Source organism: Brevundimonas sp. (genome assembly GCF_035627055.1).
Classification (GTDB): domain Bacteria; phylum Pseudomonadota; class Alphaproteobacteria; order Caulobacterales; family Caulobacteraceae; genus Brevundimonas.
The window spans coordinates 19,481-36,376 of the sequence record NZ_DASPMM010000001.1 but is presented as its reverse complement, the minus strand read 5'-3'; the positions used below and the strand labels follow the sequence as shown (position 1 = coordinate 36,376).

Sequence of the window (16,896 nt, the reverse complement as noted above, 5' to 3'; positions counted from 1 at the left end):
GCGTTCCCGGACTCCCAAGCCTTCAGGCCTCATGACCGAAAAGCACAACTTCATCCGCGTGCGCGGCGCGCGCGAGCACAATCTCAAGGGCGTCGATCTCGACATCCCGCGCGAGCAGCTGGTCGTGATGACCGGGCTCTCGGGGTCCGGGAAGTCGTCGCTGGCGTTCGACACCATCTACGCCGAGGGCCAGCGCCGCTATGTCGAGAGCCTGAGCGCCTACGCCCGCCAGTTCCTGGAGCTGATGGGCAAGCCGGACGTGGACCTGATCGAGGGCCTGTCGCCGGCCATCTCGATCGAGCAGAAGACCACCTCGAAGAACCCGCGCTCCACCGTCGGCACGGTGACCGAGATCCACGACTACATGCGCCTGCTGTGGGCGCGGGTCGGCGTGCCCTATTCACCGGCCACCGGCCTGCCGATCGAGAGCCAGACCATCTCCATGATGGTCGACAAGCTGACCGCCCTTCCCGACGGCGAGCGCATCCTGCTGCTGGCCCCGGTCGTTCGCGGCCGCAAGGGCGAGTACAAGAAGGAGATGGCCGAGTGGCAACGCTCGGGCTTCCAGCGGGTCAAGATCGACGGCGAGTTCTACGCCATCGAGGACGCGCCCGCGCTCGACAAGAAGTTCAAGCACGACATCGACATCGTCGTGGACCGGATCGTCACCAAGGCGGGACTGGAGAGCCGCTACGCCGACAGCCTGCAGACCGCGCTGGGCCTGGCCGACGGCATCGCCGTGGCGGAGTGGGCCAATGCGGCCGAGGGAGAGAAGGAGCCGCGCCGCCTGACCTTCTCCGAGAAATTCGCCTGCCCGGTCTCCGGCTTCACGATCAGCGAGATCGAGCCGCGGCTGTTCTCGTTCAACAATCCGTTCGGCGCCTGTCCGGTCTGCGACGGCCTCGGCGTCAAACTGGCCTTCGACGCCGATCTGGTCGTGCCGGATCGCGACAAAACCCTGCACAAGGGGGCCATCGCCCCGTGGTCGCGCGGCCCGTCGCCGCTCTACACCCAGACCCTGCAGTCGCTGAGCCGCCACTACGGCTTCTCGATGGACAAGCCGTGGCGCGAGCTGCCGGAGAAGTCGCAGCAGGTGATCCTGCACGGCTCGGGCGGGGAGAAGATCAAATTCACCTACGACGACAACGCCCGCACCTATGAGACCACCAAGGCCTTCGAGGGCGTGCTGCCGAACCTCGAACGCCGGTGGCGCGAGACGGACAGCGCCTGGGTGCGCGAGGAGTTGGGACGGTTCCAGTCCGAGACGCCGTGCGAGGCCTGCGGCGGCAAGCGACTGAAGCCCGAGGCGCTTGCGGTCAAGATCGCCGGCGAGGACATCGCGACGGTGTCATGGCTGTCGATCAAGCACGCCCACGAGTGGTTCACCGCTCTCGACGGCAAGCTGACCGACAAGCAGATGGAGATCGCCCGGCGGATCCTGAAGGAGATCACAGACCGGCTGCGCTTCCTGAACAATGTCGGGCTGGACTACCTCAACCTGTCGCGCGCCTCGGGCACCCTGTCCGGCGGCGAGAGCCAGCGCATCCGGCTGGCGTCGCAGATCGGCTCGGGCCTGACCGGCGTCCTTTATGTGCTGGACGAGCCGTCGATCGGCCTGCACCAGCGCGACAACTCCCGTCTGCTGGAAAGCCTGCGCGGCCTGCGCGACCTCGGCAACTCCGTGCTGGTGGTCGAACACGACGAAGAGGCCATCCTGACGGCCGACTACGTCATCGACATGGGCCCGGCCGCCGGCATTCACGGCGGCGAGGTCTGCGCCCAGGGCACCCCTGCCGACGTCATGGCCAACCCGAACTCCCTGACCGGCAAATACCTGACCGGTGAGCGCGAGATCGAACTGCCGCCGGAAGGCCGCCGCCCCGTCGACCGCAAGCGGATGCTGAGGATCAGCGGCGCGACCGGCAACAATCTGAAGGGCGTCACCGGCGAAATCCCCGCCGGCCTGTTCACCTGCGTCACCGGCGTGTCCGGCGGCGGCAAGTCGACCTTCACCATCGAGACCCTGTACAAGGCCGCCGCCCGCCGGCTGCACAACGCCTCCGACGCCCCCGCCCCGTTCGACCGGATCGAGGGGCTGGAGATGTTCGACAAGGTCATCGACATCGACCAGTCGCCCATCGGCCGCACCCCGCGCTCAAACCCCGCCACCTACACCGGCGCCTTCGGCCCGATCCGCGACTGGTACGCCGGCCTGCCGGAGTCGAAAGCGCGCGGCTATGGTCCCGGCCGGTTCAGCTTCAACGTCAAGGGCGGCCGCTGCGAAGCCTGCCAGGGCGACGGACTGATCAAGATCGAGATGCATTTCCTGCCCGACGTCTACGTCACCTGCGACGTCTGCAAGGGCAGGCGCTACAATCGCGAAACGCTGGAAATCGTCTTCAAGGGCAAGAGCATATCCGACGTTCTGGACATGACGGTTGAAGAAGCCGCCAGCTTCTTCAAGGCGGTGCCCTCGATCCGCGACAAGATGCTGACCCTGAACCGGGTCGGCCTCGGCTACGTCAAGGTCGGCCAGTCGGCGACCACCCTGTCAGGCGGCGAGGCCCAGCGGGTCAAGCTCTCCAAGGAGCTGTCCAAACGGGCCACCGGCAAGACCCTCTACATCCTCGACGAGCCGACCACCGGCCTGCATTTCGAGGACACCCGCAAGCTGCTTGAGGTGCTTCAGGAGCTGGTCGAGAACGGCAACACCATCGTGGTGATCGAGCACAATCTCGACGTCATCAAGGTCGCCGACTGGCTGCTCGACTTCGGTCCCGAGGGCGGCGACGGCGGCGGGGAGATCGTCGCCGTCGGCACGCCCGAACAGGTCGCGGCCAATCCGAAGAGCTGGACCGGCAAATACCTCAAGGAGGTGCTGGACCGGCACGAGGACCGCCGCAAGGCGCGGGTCACGGCGCTGAAGAAGCGGGCCTGAGGCCCGCCCCGGATCAGCCGGCCGGCGCCTGCGCGCCCTTGATGCCCCGGTAGGCGGCGGCGAAGGGCGCGTAGATCACCCCCACGGTCAGCGCCTTGACCACCGACTCGATCACGACGCTGAGGATCACCCACGGATTGCTGGAATCCAGCATGGCCCGCAGATGCTCGGGACTGGGATTGCTGCCCCACGCAGGCGACTCCAGCCCCGACATCACGCCGACGGGCATGCTGACGATCGAGGACAGCAGTTCGATGATGATGACCATGACGATGGCGATGACGGCCATCCCCAGAAGCGGCCAGAAGCGGCCCTTTGTCAGGGCGAACGAATCGAAGAAGGCGAAGCGCTGTTCGGCCACGGTGATCGGCACGGCCAGGGACAGGCGCACCGCCAGCCAGATCAGCAGCCAGACGCCGGCCAGCAGGCCCAGGAAGACAATCAGGCCGATCCAGCCCCCGGCGCCGGCCGATCTGGCGGCGGCGACGACCACCCCGAAAGCCACCGAGACCGCCACGCAGGCCAGGATCATGAACAGGCCGAGCACGAAGGTCACGACCAGCACCCGGACTTCGTCCATGCCCAGCGACAGGTAGCCGAAGGCGCCGTTCCGGGGTCGCAGGACGCCGCGGGCGACGGCGGCGGCCATCATGGCTTCCACCACCATGGCGACCGGAATCAGCCATGCCATCTGAATCATGATCCCGCCGAATTCGGCCATCATCGACCACACGGCGTCGATGCCCGGCTCGGCGCCCTCGCGCAGCGTCCTGGCCTCCTCCTGCCAGCCGACCAGTTGCTCGACCACCGGAGCCATGGCGAACAGCGCGGCCAGGCTGACGACGGCGTAGAGCACCGTCCACGCCACCAGGACCAGCGGGTTGCGGCGGACGAGGCGGAAGCCCTCAAACGCCGCCTCGGTCGCGGAAAACGCCATGGTTCGCTCCTTCTTTCCGGGTCGGTGCTGGTTCAATTCAAACGGCGGAGGACGCCGGCCCGTCGTCGGCGGGCGCAGTGGAGTCGTCGGCCAGTTGCCGGCAGGCCGAGGCGAACGGCGCAGCGCAGAGCGTCAGCACCACGCCATAGATCAGCGAGAACACCAGCCCGCCGACCACCGCCCAGTACCAATGGGCCGCGATCCAGTCGTTCATCGACGCGAAGGGGTTGCCGCCGTCGATCGCGGCCGCGCTCATCGTCATGAAGGCCCCCGAAAAGGCCAGCGCCACGAGGATGAAGCCGATGGCCTCGATCACGATGGCGATGAGGAAGATCAACAGCATCATGCCGAACAGCGGCCATCCCTTGTCGCGGGCCAGCCGCCAGCCCTGAACGAAGGCGAAGTCGCGATACAGCACGCTGGCCGGCGCCATCAGGCTGACCCGGGCCAGCAGCCAGCAGACCGCCAGGAACAGCGCGATGCCCAGCAGCACGGCCACGAGAACGCCCAGGCCCGCGTCCTGGAAGCCGAGGCCGACACCCAGCGCCACACAGGCCAGCACGGCGATGAGCATGACGATGTAGAGCGCGACGCCGATGGCCAGGCCGACCACGGCGACCCGGAGTTCATCCATACCCAGCCGCAACGAGAAGAAGGCCCTCTCGCGCGGCCGCAGCACAGCGCGGAAGATGGCGGTGTAGACCACCGCCATGACCACCAACTGGACGACATTGCCCAGCAGGGAGGCCATCTGAAACTGCATCATGCGGGCGAAGGTCGGGTCCGCGAAGGGAGCAGCGTCGTGCTCCCAGTCCGCCGCCTCCATCCCGGCGAACATCTCCGCCATCATCGGGAAGACCAGGGCCATGCTGCCGAAGACCGGCGCCAGCATCAGCAGTCCCCAGATGAAAACCGACAACGGGCGTCGCTTCACCAGCCCGAATGCATCGCCGATAGACGTACCGATCGAGAAATCCGCCATGCGCCCCCTCCGTATTTCCCCGGGCCGGACGCTAGCCCAGATCGCCCCGCGCCGCTAGAAGCCGCGCATGACGGAACGCCCCTCCCCCATCCATGTCATCGGCGGCGGCCTCGCCGGTTCCGAGGCCGCCTGGCAGATTGCCCAGGCCGGCGTGCCCGTCATCCTGCACGAGATGCGCGGCGTGCCCGGGGTGAAGACCGACGCCCACCACACCGACGGACTGGCCGAACTGGTCTGCTCCAACTCGTTCCGCTCGGACGACTGGGAGTACAACGCCGTCGGCCTGCTGCACGCCGAGATGCGCGCGCTGGATTCGGTCATCATGGCCTGCGGCGACCTCAATCAGGTGCCCGCCGGAGGCGCGCTGGCCGTGGACCGCGAGGGCTTTTCGCAGGCCGTGACGGCGAAGCTGCAGGCTCACCCGCTGGTCACGATCGTGCGTGAGGAGATCGCCGGCCTGCCGCCCGAGGACTGGGACAATGTCATCGTCGCCACCGGGCCGCTCACCTCCCCCGCCCTCGCCGACGCCATCCTGAAGACGACCGGCGAGGAGAGCCTCAGCTTCTTCGACGCCATCGCCCCCATCGTGCACGCCGACTCGATCGACTTCGACATCGCCTGGCGGCAGTCGCGCTACGACAAGGAAGGCCCAGGCGGGGACGCCGCCGCCTACGTCAACTGCCCGATGAACAGGGAGCAGTACGAGGCCTTCATCGACGCCTTGCTCGCGGGGCCCAAGGCCGAGTTCAAGGATTGGGAGAACGTCCCCTATTTCGACGGCTGCCTGCCCATCGAGGTGATGGCCGAGCGCGGCCGCGAGACCCTGCGTCACGGTCCGATGAAGCCGGTCGGCCTGACCAATCCGCGCGACCCGCAGGTCAAGGCGCACGCCATCGTCCAGCTGCGTCAGGACAACGCGCTCGGCACTCTGTTCAACATGGTCGGCTTCCAGACCAAGCTTAAGCACGGGGCGCAGGCCGAGGTGTTCCGCATGATCCCGGGCCTGCAGGACGCCCAGTTCGCGCGGCTGGGCGGGCTGCACCGCAACACCTTCCTCAACTCGCCGAAGCTGCTCGACCGCCAGCTGCGCCTGAAGGCCCTGCCGCGCCTTCGCTTCGCGGGTCAGGTCACGGGCGTCGAGGGCTATGTCGAGAGCGCCGCCATGGGGCTGCTGACCGGGCGGCTGGCGGCGGCGCAGGCGCTGGGTCGGGACCTCGCCCCGCCCCCGCCGGAGACGGCGATGGGCGCTCTGGTCGAGCACATCACCGGCGGTCATCTGGAAGGGTCCAAATTCCAGCCGATGAACATCAACTACGGCCTGCTGCCGCCGCTCGAGGCGCCGAAGGTCGACGCCGAGGGCAAGCGGATCAATCCGAAGGACCGCGGACGGGCGAAGAAACGGCTGATGAGCGAGCGGGCCATCGCGGCGCTGAAGACCTGGAGAGACGCGGGCTGATCAGCGGACGCCCATGCGTGCGAGGACACCGTCCCGGAGCCGGTAGTGGTGGAACAAGGCCGCCGCCGTGTGCAGGCCGACAAGCCAGTAGCCGATTGTTCCGAGCATCTCGTGGATCGTTTCCGCCCGTTCGGCCAGGGCCTCGTTCGACCCCGTCAGCGCAGGGAGGGCCAGGCCGAACAGACGGACCGGCTCGCCCTCGGCGCTGAGGATGACCCAGCCCAGCAGCGGCATGGCGATCATGAAGCCATACAGCGCCAGGTGCATCGCGCCGGCGACGCGCTCGTTCCAGTCATGGGCCCTCGGCGGCGCCCGGTGCAGCAGCCGGGCGACCGCCCGCAAGCCGACGAGGATGAAGACGGCCAGCCCGAGGCTGAAGTGCCAGGCCTTCAGGGCCTCACGGACGTCGCTGCCCCGCGGAAACTCATGACGCAGCAGAATGACGGCATAGACCGCCACCAGCAGGAGCAGCATCAGCCAATGCAGGCCGATGGACAGTCGGCTGTACGGCCGTGGGATCGAGTCGACAGCAACCGCGCTCATGAGGCTCTCCGCCATGTCACGCTGGAGGCTGCGCCGGCGGCGGCCGGGCGTCTTTGCGCCAGAGCAATGATCGGGGGGCCGGAGCCTTCTCCGGTTTCGCCTTCCCGCCGCGTTTCGGTTGCGGCAGCAAGGCGATAGAGAGGGTTTCATGAAGGCGTCCCTCACCTCCCCCGTCCGCGCCGCCGTCCGCCAGAAGATCACCGAGGTCTTCAACGACGCCGAGAAGGGCGAGCGCCCGGTGCTGCGCCGGGCAGACGCGCTGTTCCCGCCGGACTCGGTCGCGTGGAAGGTCAACGGCGATGTGACCACGATGATGGTCGGCGGCGTCTCGGGCCTGCTGCTGCAGATGCTGCATCCGGCCGTGCTGGCGGGGGTGTGGGATCACTCGGATTTCCGCGCCGACATGCACGGGCGGCTGCGGCGGACGGCCAAATTCATCGCGGTCACGACCTATGATCACGCCGAGGAGGGCCGGGCGGCGATCGACCGGGTCAACCGGATTCACCGGAAGCTGAAAGGCGTGCTGCCGGATGGGACGCCGTACCGGGTGTCGGACCCCGAACTCCTCGCGTGGGTGCACGTCACCGAGACGATCAGCTTTCTCGACGCCTGGATCCGGTACGCCGAGCCGCGGATGCCGCTGGCCGAGCAGGACGCCTATTTCGCCGAGACCGCGCGGATCGGCGAGGCGCTGCACGCCGATCCCGTGCCGCGCAGTCGTGCCGAAGCGGAGGCGCTGATCCAGTCGTTCCGAGCGAGGCTGCGCGCGGACGCCCGCACGCACGAGGTGGCGGCCCTTGTCATGCGCCAGACGGTCGGCATGCCTGTGGTCGACATGGCGGCGGGCGTGATCATGCAGGCCGGAATGGACCTGCTGCCCGGCTGGGCGCGGGCCATGCACCGCCAGCCGCGGGCCCTGCCGACGACGTTGGTGCAGAGCGGAGCCCTGACGACCGCGCGGTTCCTCCGCTGGGCCTTCGACGGCTCGCCGAACCGGCGCGTGCATCCAAAGGGCGTGACGTCGTTCTAGCCGCCCCGGCCGCCGTGCTTGGCATACTCCAGCCGGGCGATGGCGCGGTTGTGGACCTCGTCGGGGCCGTCGGCGATGCGCAGGGTGCGGACCATGGCGTACATCTCGGCCAATGGGGTGTCGGCCGAAACGCCGGCGCCGCCGAAGGCCTGGATGGCGTCGTCGATGACCTTGAGCGCCATGCGCGGGGCGGCGACCTTGATCTGGGCGATTTCCGACCTGGCGTTCTTGGCCCCGCCGTTGTCCATCATCCAGGCGGCCTTGAGCACCAGCAGGCGGCACATCTCGATCTCGGTGCGGGCCTCGGCGACGCGCTGTTCCCAGACCGAGTGCTCGGCGATGGTCTTGCGGAAGGCGGTGCGCGACAGCAGCCGTTCGCACATCAGCTCCAGCGCCCGCTCGGCGGCGCCGATGACGCGCATGCAGTGGTGAATGCGGCCGGGTCCGAGCCGGCCCTGGGCGATCTCGAAGCCCCGCCCCTCGCCGGCGATGAGGTTTTCGACCGGGACGCGGACGCTTTCCAGCACCACCTCGGCGTGCCCGATGGGCCGCTCGTCATAGCCGAACACCGACAGCATCCGCTCGACGCGGAAGCCGGGCGCATCGACTGGGACGATGATCTGGCTCTGCTGGGCGTGGGTGGCGGCGTCGGGGTCGGTCTTGCCCATGACGATGGTCACCGCGACGTTCGGGTGGGCCATGTTGGTCGACCACCATTTGCGGCCGTTGATGACGTAGTGGTCGCCGTCGCGGACGATGCGGGTCTGGATGTTGGTGGCGTCCGACGAGGCCACTTCCGGCTCCGTCATCAGGAAGGCCGAGCGGATCTCGCCGGCCATCAGCGGCTTTAGCCAGCGGTCCTGCTGAGCCGCGTTCCCGTACATATGGAGCACTTCCATGTTGCCGGTGTCGGGGGCGTTGCAGTTGAACACCTCGGCGGACCACAGATGGCGGCCCATCAGCTCGGCCAGCGGGGCGTATTCCAGGTTGGCCAGGCCCGCGCCGTGCTCGCCCGGCAGGAACATGTTCCACAGTCCGGCCTCGCGGGCCTGGGCCTTCATCTCCTCCATCGCCGGCGGCTGGCGGGCGTGATCCTCGCGGACCTGGGCCCGGTATTCCGCCTCGCGCGGCAGGACCTTGTCGTCCATGAAGCGGCGCACGCGTTCCTGCCAGTGCAGGGCCCTGTCGCTGTGGCGGAAGTCCATGGTCGCGCTCCGATACGAAAACGGCGCGGCCCCGTCGGAGCCGCGCCGCTGAAAATCAGCCCTTCGCCGCGCGCCTCAGCGCTTCAGCAGCGGGGCCAGCTTCTGGGCGATCATCATGTCGCCGGCGATCTTCAGCTTGCCCTGCATGAAGGCCATCATCGGATCGAGCTGGCCGTTCGACAGGGCCATGAAGTCGTCCCAGGACATGGTGACGGTGGCGTCGGCGGGCTTGTCCTCATTGGTCACGGTGTTCGGGACCGAGGCGCCGTCGATGAAGATCCTGCCGGCGTCGCCGAGGTCCAGCTTCACGGTCTTGCCGAGACCGGAGTTGTCGCCCACGGCGCCGCGGATGTGTTCGGTGACTTGGGCCAGATCGGCCATGGTGCGTCTCCTGACGAGGTTGAGCCATCGACCTAGACCGCGCGGGAGCGCGTGCCAAGATCACGTCAGGTCAAGTTGAACAGCGGCCTCAGGCGGCGACGGCGATCCGGGCGGGGGCTTCCGGGAAGGCCTCGCCGCCGTCCAGCACCGTCATCAGGGCCGTCATCAGACGGGCCGGGTTGATCGGCTTCGGAACGTGGCCGTTCATGCCGGCGGCGCGGCAGCGCTCCACATCGTCCCGCATCACGTCGGCGGTGACCGCGAGGATCGGGACCCCGGCGCAGGGTCCGCCGGAGGTGCGGATCGCGCGTGTCGCCTCCAGACCATCCATGCCCGGCATGCGGACGTCCATCAGGATGGCGTCGTAGACCGCCGCGCCGGCGGCCGCCACGGCGGAGGCCCCGTCGTCGGCCTCGACCACCTCGCAGCCGTAGGAGGTCAGGATCAGGCGGGCGACCTCGCGGTTGGTGGGATGGTCGTCGACGACCAGGATCACGGGCGCGCGCTCCGTCTCGGCCATGGCGTCGACGGCGTCGGCGGGCGAGGCGGCCACCGGCAGGTCGAGGGCGAAGCGGAAGATGGCTCCCCCGCCCTGACGCGGCTGATACGTCAGTTCCCCGCCCATCAGCTCGACGATCGAGCGACACATGGCGAGGCCGAGGCCCGCGCCCGACTGGCGCCGCGAAAGGCCGGCGTCGAGTTGCGAGAAGGGCTGGAACAGCTCCGCGCGTCGGCTTTCGGGCACGCCGGGGCCGGTATCCTCGACGGCGACCTCCATCCGGTCGAGTCCGTCGGCGGACGGCGCCAAGGCGACGCGCACGGTCACCGAGCCTGCGCTCGTAAACTTGACCGCATTGTCGACCAGTCCGCCGATGACCTGCCGCAGCCGGCGCGCGTCGATGCTGTGGCACGGGGCGGCCGCGCCATCGTCGACGAAGGCCAGCTCCAGCCCCTTGGCCAGGGCGGCGGCGCGATGGCGATCGACAGCCTCGCCGATAGCGGGGACCACCTGAGCCGGCGCGGGCTCCAGCTCCAGACGACCCTGCTCCAGGCGCGAGAAGTCCAGAATGTCCTCGATCAGGGTGTTGAGCACCGCCGACGAGGCGGCGATCGCCTCGGCCTGCCGGCGCGCCTCGGGGTCGAGGTCCGTGCGGGCGGCCAGGGCTCCCGCGAAACCGGCGACCCCGTTCAGCGGCGTACGGATCTCATGGCTGACCACGGCGAGGAAGCGCTCGCGGGTGGCGATCATCTGCTCGCTCCGCGCCCGCACCGCGGCGGCCGAGGCCTCCTTGCGGCGGGCGCGATGCTCCGTGCGCATCCGCTCGGCCAAGGCGCTGGTGGCCAGCGTCGCGGTGAGCAGGATGCTGCCGAGGAACAGATGCAGCAGGCCGACCTCGGTGAAGCGTGGCAGTGAGTCGAAGACCGCGATCGGGCCACGGTCGGCGAGCGTCTGGACGGTGGCGATCTGGCCGACCACCCCGATCGAGAGGAAGGCCCAGGCCGCGCCGAGCCGGAAGGCGGCGAACAGCACGGCGGGATAGATCAGCAGGATCAACGGCTGGGCCGAGAGCGAAAAGGTCACCGCCGTCAGCACGCCGAGGCCAAGCAGCAGGACGAGCCGCTCGACCGGGCCGGCCGCGCCGGCGTACAGCGGATTGATCCGGCGCATCATCAGCAGGGTCGCCGGAAGGGCGAGAACCATCCCGACCCCGTCGCAGGCCGCCCAGCGCGGCCAGATCACGCTCCAGCCGGCGTTTCCGGGCGTGGTGAAACTGGCGCCGATCATGCCCTCGACCACCGCCGCCACGCCGACGATGGCCACGAACGGCAGGAAACGCCTCAGCCGCCCGAGATCCAGGGCCGCGCCGCAGAATGTCCGCACCAGCACCGCGATGACGACCGAGAAGGCCAGGTTCAGCGCCGTGAAGGCGAGGTTGAGATTGACCGGCAGGCCGCTGAACACGTTCAGGCTGAGGTTCAGGGAGATGCAGGCCGCGACGAAGGTCCAGCCGACGCGGGGCTTCAGCAGCAGCAGCCCCCCCGCCAGGACGCCGTTCGCGGCCCAGAACACTGTCGAGTTATCGACGGAGCGGGACCACAGCACGCCGGCGGTCAGGGCGATGGCGTAGGCGACGAACAGGACGGCGGCGTCGCGCCAGCCCCTCTGCGGCTCGCCCCTGCGGTACAGCCGCCACCGAACGCCGAACGTCGTCATCGCCCCACCCCTCCGTGTGGACGGCGATCACTGCCACAAAATCATTGGGGACCGGTGAACGACTCCCGGTCGGGGAAATCAGGAGGCCGTGCGTCGTCCGGGGGCGCGTCGCCCCACGGCCGGCCCTCCCCGCGCTCCTCCCGCCAGTCCTCGCGGCGGCGGGCCTCGTCGCGGCCCCAGGACCGCTCCCGCCGGCGGGCCTCCCGCTCGTCCCGGGCCTGCCGGTCCATCGCCTCCAGACGGGCGCGACGGGCGGCCCGCTCCGCCTGGTAGTCCCGCCGGGGCGCGTCGAATCCGAACCAGCGGCCTGCGTCGCGGCGCGGACGCGGGGCCTCGGCCATGTCCCCGCGAACCGCCGGTTCATCGCTGACCGGCCGCCGCCAGGGCGGGGGCGGGAGCGGCGGGAGGTCCTCGATCCAGCTTTCGGCGTAGGCCATCACCTCGTCCGTCAGCGGCGGCGGCGAGGGCGGCACGCCCTGGAACCCATCCACCAGTTCGCCGACGTCCATCCGCGTCCCGGGAACGATCTCGGGCTCGACAGGATGGACCACCTCGATGCGCAGGCGCTCGCCGTCCGTCACCGGGCGCGGCCCCGGAAGTTCGACGGCGCGAAGCCCCACCAGGCCGAAGGCCGCGGCCGCCACGGCGGACAGGGCCACGACGTGACCCCGGCGCACACGAGCCAGGGCGCGGCGAAGAGCGGGTCCACCATGACTGGAATGTGGAGGCGGCGGGGACATGGGACGCGTCCGGCGAGAAACTCCCGGGTGCAATCCCTGGACGGCCGTCCGGTTTCATGAACGGCGGTCGCCGGACGTAGCACTCCGGCGCACGGGGCCAGTCGTCCTGCGCAGCGCCACAGCGCGAAACAGGTGGCGGAGACGGAGGGGTTCGAATGCGTATCCACCCGGGTCTACTGCAGTCCATGATGGTCGACGCCCCTCCTCGGAATGCCGCACGACAGGCCTTTCCGGTCCACACCAGTCCAGAGACGTCCAACTCAATCGCCGTCGCTCTTTAGGGTTCAATTGAGGGTTCGCGCTGGACAGAGGCAGCTCGGTTGTTATCGTCAGGCATGGCCAGACAAATAAACCGCTTAAGCCCGAGGGGCGTAACCAGCCTACAGACGCCGGGCCTGCACGCGGACGGCGGCGGACTCTATCTCCAAGTCGGTCCAACGGGCGCAAAGAGCTGGAGCTTCATTTTCCAGTGGCGCGGAAAAAGGAAGCAGATGGGCTTGGGCGGCCTGCTGACGACGACATTGGGCGAGGCACGGCAGCAGGCGGACGCCGCTCGAAGGGCAGTGGCGAAGGGCATTAATCCGATTGAGGCTCGCCGCCTAACAAGGGTGGGCGGCAACACCTTTGGCGACGTTGCTGACGAGCTGCTGCGGTCTATCCAGAGCGAATGGAAGAACGAAAAACACCAGCGCCAATGGAGCCAGAGCCTTGAGGTCGATGCAGCGGCCCTTCGGCCGCTTGACGTCGACAAAATCACGACCGAGGACGTCCTTGACGTTTTGCGACCGATTTGGGCGACAAAGCCGGAAACGGCATCTCGCTGTCGGGGCAGGATTGAACGCGTTCTCGACGCCGCGAAGGCGAAGGGCCTGCGGACTGGTGACAATCCAGCGCGCTGGAAGGGCCATCTCGCAGTGCTTCTGCCCAAACGCCAGAAGCTGACCCGCGGACATCACGCCGCAATGCCGTTCGGCGAGATCGCGGACTTCATGAAGCTACTGAAGGCCCGACCGGCACTTGCGGCTCGGTCGTTGGAGCTGACGATCCTAACTGCCTGCCGGACAGGCGAGGTCATCGGCGCGCGAATACCTGAGTTCGAGCTGGCCAAGCGGGTGTGGATCGTCCCGGCGGACCGCATGAAGGGCAGGATCGAGCACCGTGTCCCGCTGAACGGTGCCGCGCTCGCCCTCGTGAAGCAACTGATCGCTGAGCAGGCGGACGACGGTATTGAGAGCGAGTACCTGTTCCCTGATGGCTCGGGCGAAAAGCCGATCTCGAACATGGCGATGAACATGCTCCTACGCCGCATGGGCCAGTTGACCTACACGGTGCACGGTTTCCGCTCGACGTTTCGTGACTGGGCCGGCGAAACCACCGACCATCCGCGCGAAGTCGTCGAGGCCGCGCTGGCGCACGTAGTCGGAAGCGAGGTGGAGCGGGCATATAGAAGGGGCGACGCTCTGGAAAAACGACGCCTCCTGATGGCGGACTGGGCAATTCATTGCGGTCGCCCCGGTTGATCCGCGGCACTGCTGATCGTTCGTCTGCGTCCGTATCTGACTCTTCTCGGACATTGAGAGGGTCCGCTTTGGTGCAGATCCCAGTTCCAAGCGGTGAAGCGCAATCGGCTCAAGCGCAGGCTTGCAAGGTGCTTGGCCCAACGCGTCAGATTTTTGCGTCGGATCAGGCCTACACAGTGAGAAGCCCGTCGCACGCCGGGCGGGGCCGGGGCGCGGCTTGCGCTCGCGACCGATCGCCCTATCGTCGCCGCCTCCGCCGCGACCTGCGGCGATCATGCCGGGGCGTTCCGGCGAAGCCGAAAGCGATCGTGGCCTTCAGCAATCCCCTCAAGACCGACCGTTGGCGCGCAATGTCCTTTTGGGGACGGACCGGCCTCAGCGTGTCATTCGCTGCAACGGTCGTCCTGTCCCTTCTGTGCGTCGGGAAGGGCGCGGCCGCCGAAGCCGCGCCGGATTACTGGCTCTATCTCGCCGCGCTGATCGCGGCGGCGATTGCCTGCCTTACGGCCGCCTGGCGACTGAAGCCCGTCCCGCCGCCCCTCGACGCCGCCGCCGTGGACCTTGGAGACGCCCGGCGCATCGGCGCGGGCTTTCTGCTTCTCGTCGCCCCCACGCCCCTCCTCGTGGCCAACAGCCTGCTGGGCCGGCAGCCCGGTCCGGACGCCGTCGGGGTTTTCGACGTTCTGACCTGGCTAGGAACGCTCGCCACCCTGGCCGTCGTCGTCAGCGGCGCGTGGGTGGCGGTCTACGTCAAACGCCGCGACGACGAGCGACAACACCGGCTAAGCGTGATGGGGATGCGGCAGGCGTGGATAGACAGCCTGCGCGACGATCTCGCCGAACTAATGTCGGCCGCGGCGACCCTGCATCGGGCGGCGTCGGAAGATGCGCTCGATGCGGAGACGGCGCGCGTCGCGCTGAAGCTGCAGGAGAAGGTGGCGCTCCGGCTCAACCCGGTCGAACCCCATCATTACATGCTGAGTTCGGCGCTGCGCGGGCTTCTGCGTGTCGGCGGCGTCCACGATCATCTCCGGAAGCAATCGCCCGCAGCACCAATCGTCGATGTCGTCACCTACGACGCGGCCGCGGCTTGGACCACGGCCTTGGCTCAACTGGTGCTCAAGATCGAATGGGTGGTCACCAGCCTCGGCCGCGATCGGATCGAGGAGAAGGTGGGGAAGCAGTGGATCGCGCTTCGCGCCTATGAGACGTCCCACCAAGTCGAGATCATGACGGTCGTCGCGGGCTTTCCCGCGATCAGGGCGCGGTTTTCGCATCTTACCGGCAACCCCGAGGCAGATCTCGACCAGGGCGCGGCTTGACCGCAGTTGACCCGGATCTTGGCCGCACGCCGTCCTCAGGCGCAGCCTCAGAAGAACACTCCTGGCCGGATCGGCCCGTCGATCGCGACCAATGCTTGGCCGGGCACGGGTTGCGGGGTGGTGTGTCGTCCGATCTTCAGGGGCGCGAAAGTCTCGTCGAAGTCCCAGTTCGTGTCGCGCTCCAGGGAGACTTCGGACCGGAAGTAGTTGACGTTGGCCCATCTGAACCGGCGATTTTCGGGTCGATAGACCCAAGTCTCGATAAGATTGGCCATGAAGCGCTCGCGATCGACCCGCGCTTCGCCCGTCGTCTCCAGCCCGATGTGCACTACCCCGGGCCGATCGGCGGGCAGTTGGCGCTCGGCGCGAACGAGCGTCCGCCGGAAGTGTCCCGACTTCATCTCAAGGGCGCGCGGCGCTCGACAGGCCCATCCGACGACGCTCGCGTGGTGCAGGTCGGTCGCGTAGAAGGGGCGCCCCTCCGCCGGCGTCCAACGTCCTGAGAAGCTGTAGTCCCACTCCGGCTGCAGCGCGCGCGCCGTCAGCTGGATCATCCGCTTGGACCCATAATAGACGTCGTCGCGCGCCATGACCTGCTGGAGCCCCGCCGCGTCGGGACGCCGAAGTCGCCCGATCGCGGTCGCGTCGGCCCAGCCGCCCCGGCGCGCGGCCAGAGCTTCCCGTACGCGATCGACGAGATAGTCGTCCGGCACATCCTGGAGCTCTGCGGCATAGACCACTTCAACGACGAGCGGCGGACCGGCCTCGCGGAGGAGCGCATGCACCGGGTTCGCGAGCCGGGCCCCGTGAACCGACTCATTTACCGCGTACATCGACCGTTCCAGACGCTTGCACTCGACCGCCCAACGGCGCGCCGGGCGGGACGCGAAGAAGTCGGGGGTGGGGGGCCCGCCGCGTTGTTCCGGGATGAACTCGACCGTCCATCCGTCCCTCCGCCAAGCGAGCGCCACGAGCAGTTCATAGATTCCGGGTCCATCGAGGTTCGGCGTTCGGTCAGCAGCCGGGCGGCCCGCACCTCGGCACCGGGAATGGCGCGCAGAACCGCCAGATCGGCGCCGAGCCGCTTCAGGAGCGGCGTGATCCGGGCGGCCTCTTCCGGAACCGTGTGGCGTCGTCCTTGGGCGAAGTCCGCCCCCTGCAGAAGCCACCAGGCGGCCTGATCGCGTCCGTCGGTCGGTGGAGCCTGTCCACCGTCCCGCCAGACAGCCAGTGCGGCGTCGAGGCCGCGACGCTGGGCCTCGATCCGCTCGGCCATCTCCGCGGCGGGCGCCAGTCCGCCCAGCCAATCAACGGCGGCCTGTACTTCGTCATCCCGCCAATCCTGGCCGTCGCGTCTCGCGATCCATAGGGGGTCTTCATGCGCCATCCGCGCACTAGTCGAGAAGTCCGCGGTCCTTACAAGAGCCTTCCCGCCTCAGGATCGATGCCTAAAACCCGACGCCCGGTTCGTTCCCGCGTCTGGCTCGCACCCCATTCACGTCGCCAGCCGTAGGGCGCGATGGCCGGGACTTCGCAATCGCGGAAGAAGCCGCCCGCCGGCCCCATCCAGTCCAAGGTGGCGAGGCGCACCGCAACCGCGGCCCCGGCTCCACTGTGCGGGGGGCGG

14 protein-coding genes are annotated in these 16,896 nt (G+C 68.4%); 6 read left to right on the top strand and 8 right to left on the bottom strand.

Going from position 1 to position 16,896, the window contains the following annotated elements; all coding sequences use genetic code 11:
* Positions 1-31 precede the first annotated feature (31 nt).
* The gene (gene uvrA, locus VEA98_RS00140) at positions 32-2,938 is read left to right on the top strand and encodes an excinuclease ABC subunit UvrA (protein ID WP_324809862.1); all 2,907 of its coding nucleotides are present in this window, start codon (positions 32-34) and stop codon (positions 2,936-2,938) included.
* Between the two features lie 13 nt (positions 2,939-2,951).
* Here the strand turns inward: uvrA and VEA98_RS00135 are convergent, their stop codons facing one another.
* Positions 2,952-3,875, bottom strand: a complete 924-nt coding sequence (locus VEA98_RS00135; protein WP_324809859.1) for a hypothetical protein — start codon at positions 3,873-3,875, stop codon at positions 2,952-2,954.
* A 37-nt stretch (positions 3,876-3,912) separates the two neighbouring features.
* Positions 3,913-4,857 carry a hypothetical protein gene (locus VEA98_RS00130; protein WP_324809856.1) on the bottom strand — a complete coding sequence of 315 codons (945 nt, stop codon included), beginning with the start codon at positions 4,855-4,857 and terminating at the stop codon, positions 3,913-3,915.
* Positions 4,858-4,924: 67 nt separating this feature from the next.
* Between VEA98_RS00130 and trmFO the strand changes: the two genes are divergently transcribed.
* Entirely contained in the window at positions 4,925-6,313 is a 1,389-nt protein-coding gene (gene trmFO, locus VEA98_RS00125; RefSeq protein WP_324809853.1) for a methylenetetrahydrofolate--tRNA-(uracil(54)-C(5))-methyltransferase (FADH(2)-oxidizing) TrmFO, read from the top strand.
* Here the strand turns inward: trmFO and VEA98_RS00120 are convergent, their stop codons facing one another.
* Positions 6,314-6,856 (bottom strand): cytochrome b, encoded by a 543-nt coding sequence (locus VEA98_RS00120; protein ID WP_324809851.1) that lies wholly within the window; start codon positions 6,854-6,856, stop codon positions 6,314-6,316.
* A gap of 148 nt (positions 6,857-7,004) precedes the next feature.
* Between VEA98_RS00120 and VEA98_RS00115 the strand changes: the two genes are divergently transcribed.
* Positions 7,005-7,886, top strand: coding sequence for an oxygenase MpaB family protein (locus tag VEA98_RS00115; RefSeq protein ID WP_324809849.1), 882 nt, complete (start codon positions 7,005-7,007; stop codon positions 7,884-7,886).
* Here VEA98_RS00115 and VEA98_RS00110 read toward each other — a convergent pair.
* The 4 genes from VEA98_RS00110 to VEA98_RS00095 all read right to left on the bottom strand — a co-directional run bounded on the left by VEA98_RS00110 (position 7,883) and on the right by VEA98_RS00095 (position 12,346).
* Positions 7,883-9,091: an acyl-CoA dehydrogenase family protein gene (locus VEA98_RS00110; protein WP_324809847.1), complete on the bottom strand. Its 1,209-nt coding sequence runs from the start codon at positions 9,089-9,091 to the stop codon at positions 7,883-7,885. The genes VEA98_RS00115 and VEA98_RS00110 overlap by 4 nt on opposite strands.
* 75 nt (positions 9,092-9,166) lie before the next feature.
* Positions 9,167-9,472, bottom strand: coding sequence for an SCP2 sterol-binding domain-containing protein (locus tag VEA98_RS00105; RefSeq protein WP_324809845.1), 306 nt, complete (start codon positions 9,470-9,472; stop codon positions 9,167-9,169).
* A gap of 88 nt (positions 9,473-9,560) precedes the next feature.
* Positions 9,561-11,687 (bottom strand): response regulator, encoded by a 2,127-nt coding sequence (locus VEA98_RS00100; RefSeq protein ID WP_324809843.1) that lies wholly within the window; start codon positions 11,685-11,687, stop codon positions 9,561-9,563.
* Between the two features lie 41 nt (positions 11,688-11,728).
* Positions 11,729-12,346, bottom strand: coding sequence for a hypothetical protein (locus tag VEA98_RS00095; protein ID WP_324809842.1), 618 nt, complete (start codon positions 12,344-12,346; stop codon positions 11,729-11,731).
* A 416-nt stretch (positions 12,347-12,762) separates the two neighbouring features.
* On the opposite strand from VEA98_RS00095, the gene VEA98_RS00090 reads away from it, so the two are divergent.
* Both VEA98_RS00090 and VEA98_RS00085 read left to right on the top strand, forming a co-directional pair.
* Complete coding sequence (locus VEA98_RS00090; protein WP_324809839.1) at positions 12,763-13,947, top strand: tyrosine-type recombinase/integrase; 1,185 nt, start codon at positions 12,763-12,765, stop codon at positions 13,945-13,947.
* A gap of 308 nt (positions 13,948-14,255) precedes the next feature.
* Complete coding sequence (locus VEA98_RS00085) at positions 14,256-15,269, top strand: hypothetical protein (protein ID WP_324809838.1); 1,014 nt, start codon at positions 14,256-14,258, stop codon at positions 15,267-15,269.
* Between the two features lie 47 nt (positions 15,270-15,316).
* Here the strand turns inward: VEA98_RS00085 and VEA98_RS00080 are convergent, their stop codons facing one another.
* A complete protein-coding gene (locus VEA98_RS00080; RefSeq protein ID WP_324809836.1) occupies positions 15,317-16,240 on the bottom strand; it encodes a hypothetical protein in 924 nt (307 codons plus the stop codon).
* 167 nt (positions 16,241-16,407) lie between these two features.
* Between VEA98_RS00080 and VEA98_RS00075 the strand changes: the two genes are divergently transcribed.
* Positions 16,408-16,638, top strand: a complete 231-nt coding sequence (locus VEA98_RS00075; protein ID WP_324809833.1) for a hypothetical protein — start codon at positions 16,408-16,410, stop codon at positions 16,636-16,638.
* Positions 16,639-16,896 lie beyond the last annotated feature (258 nt).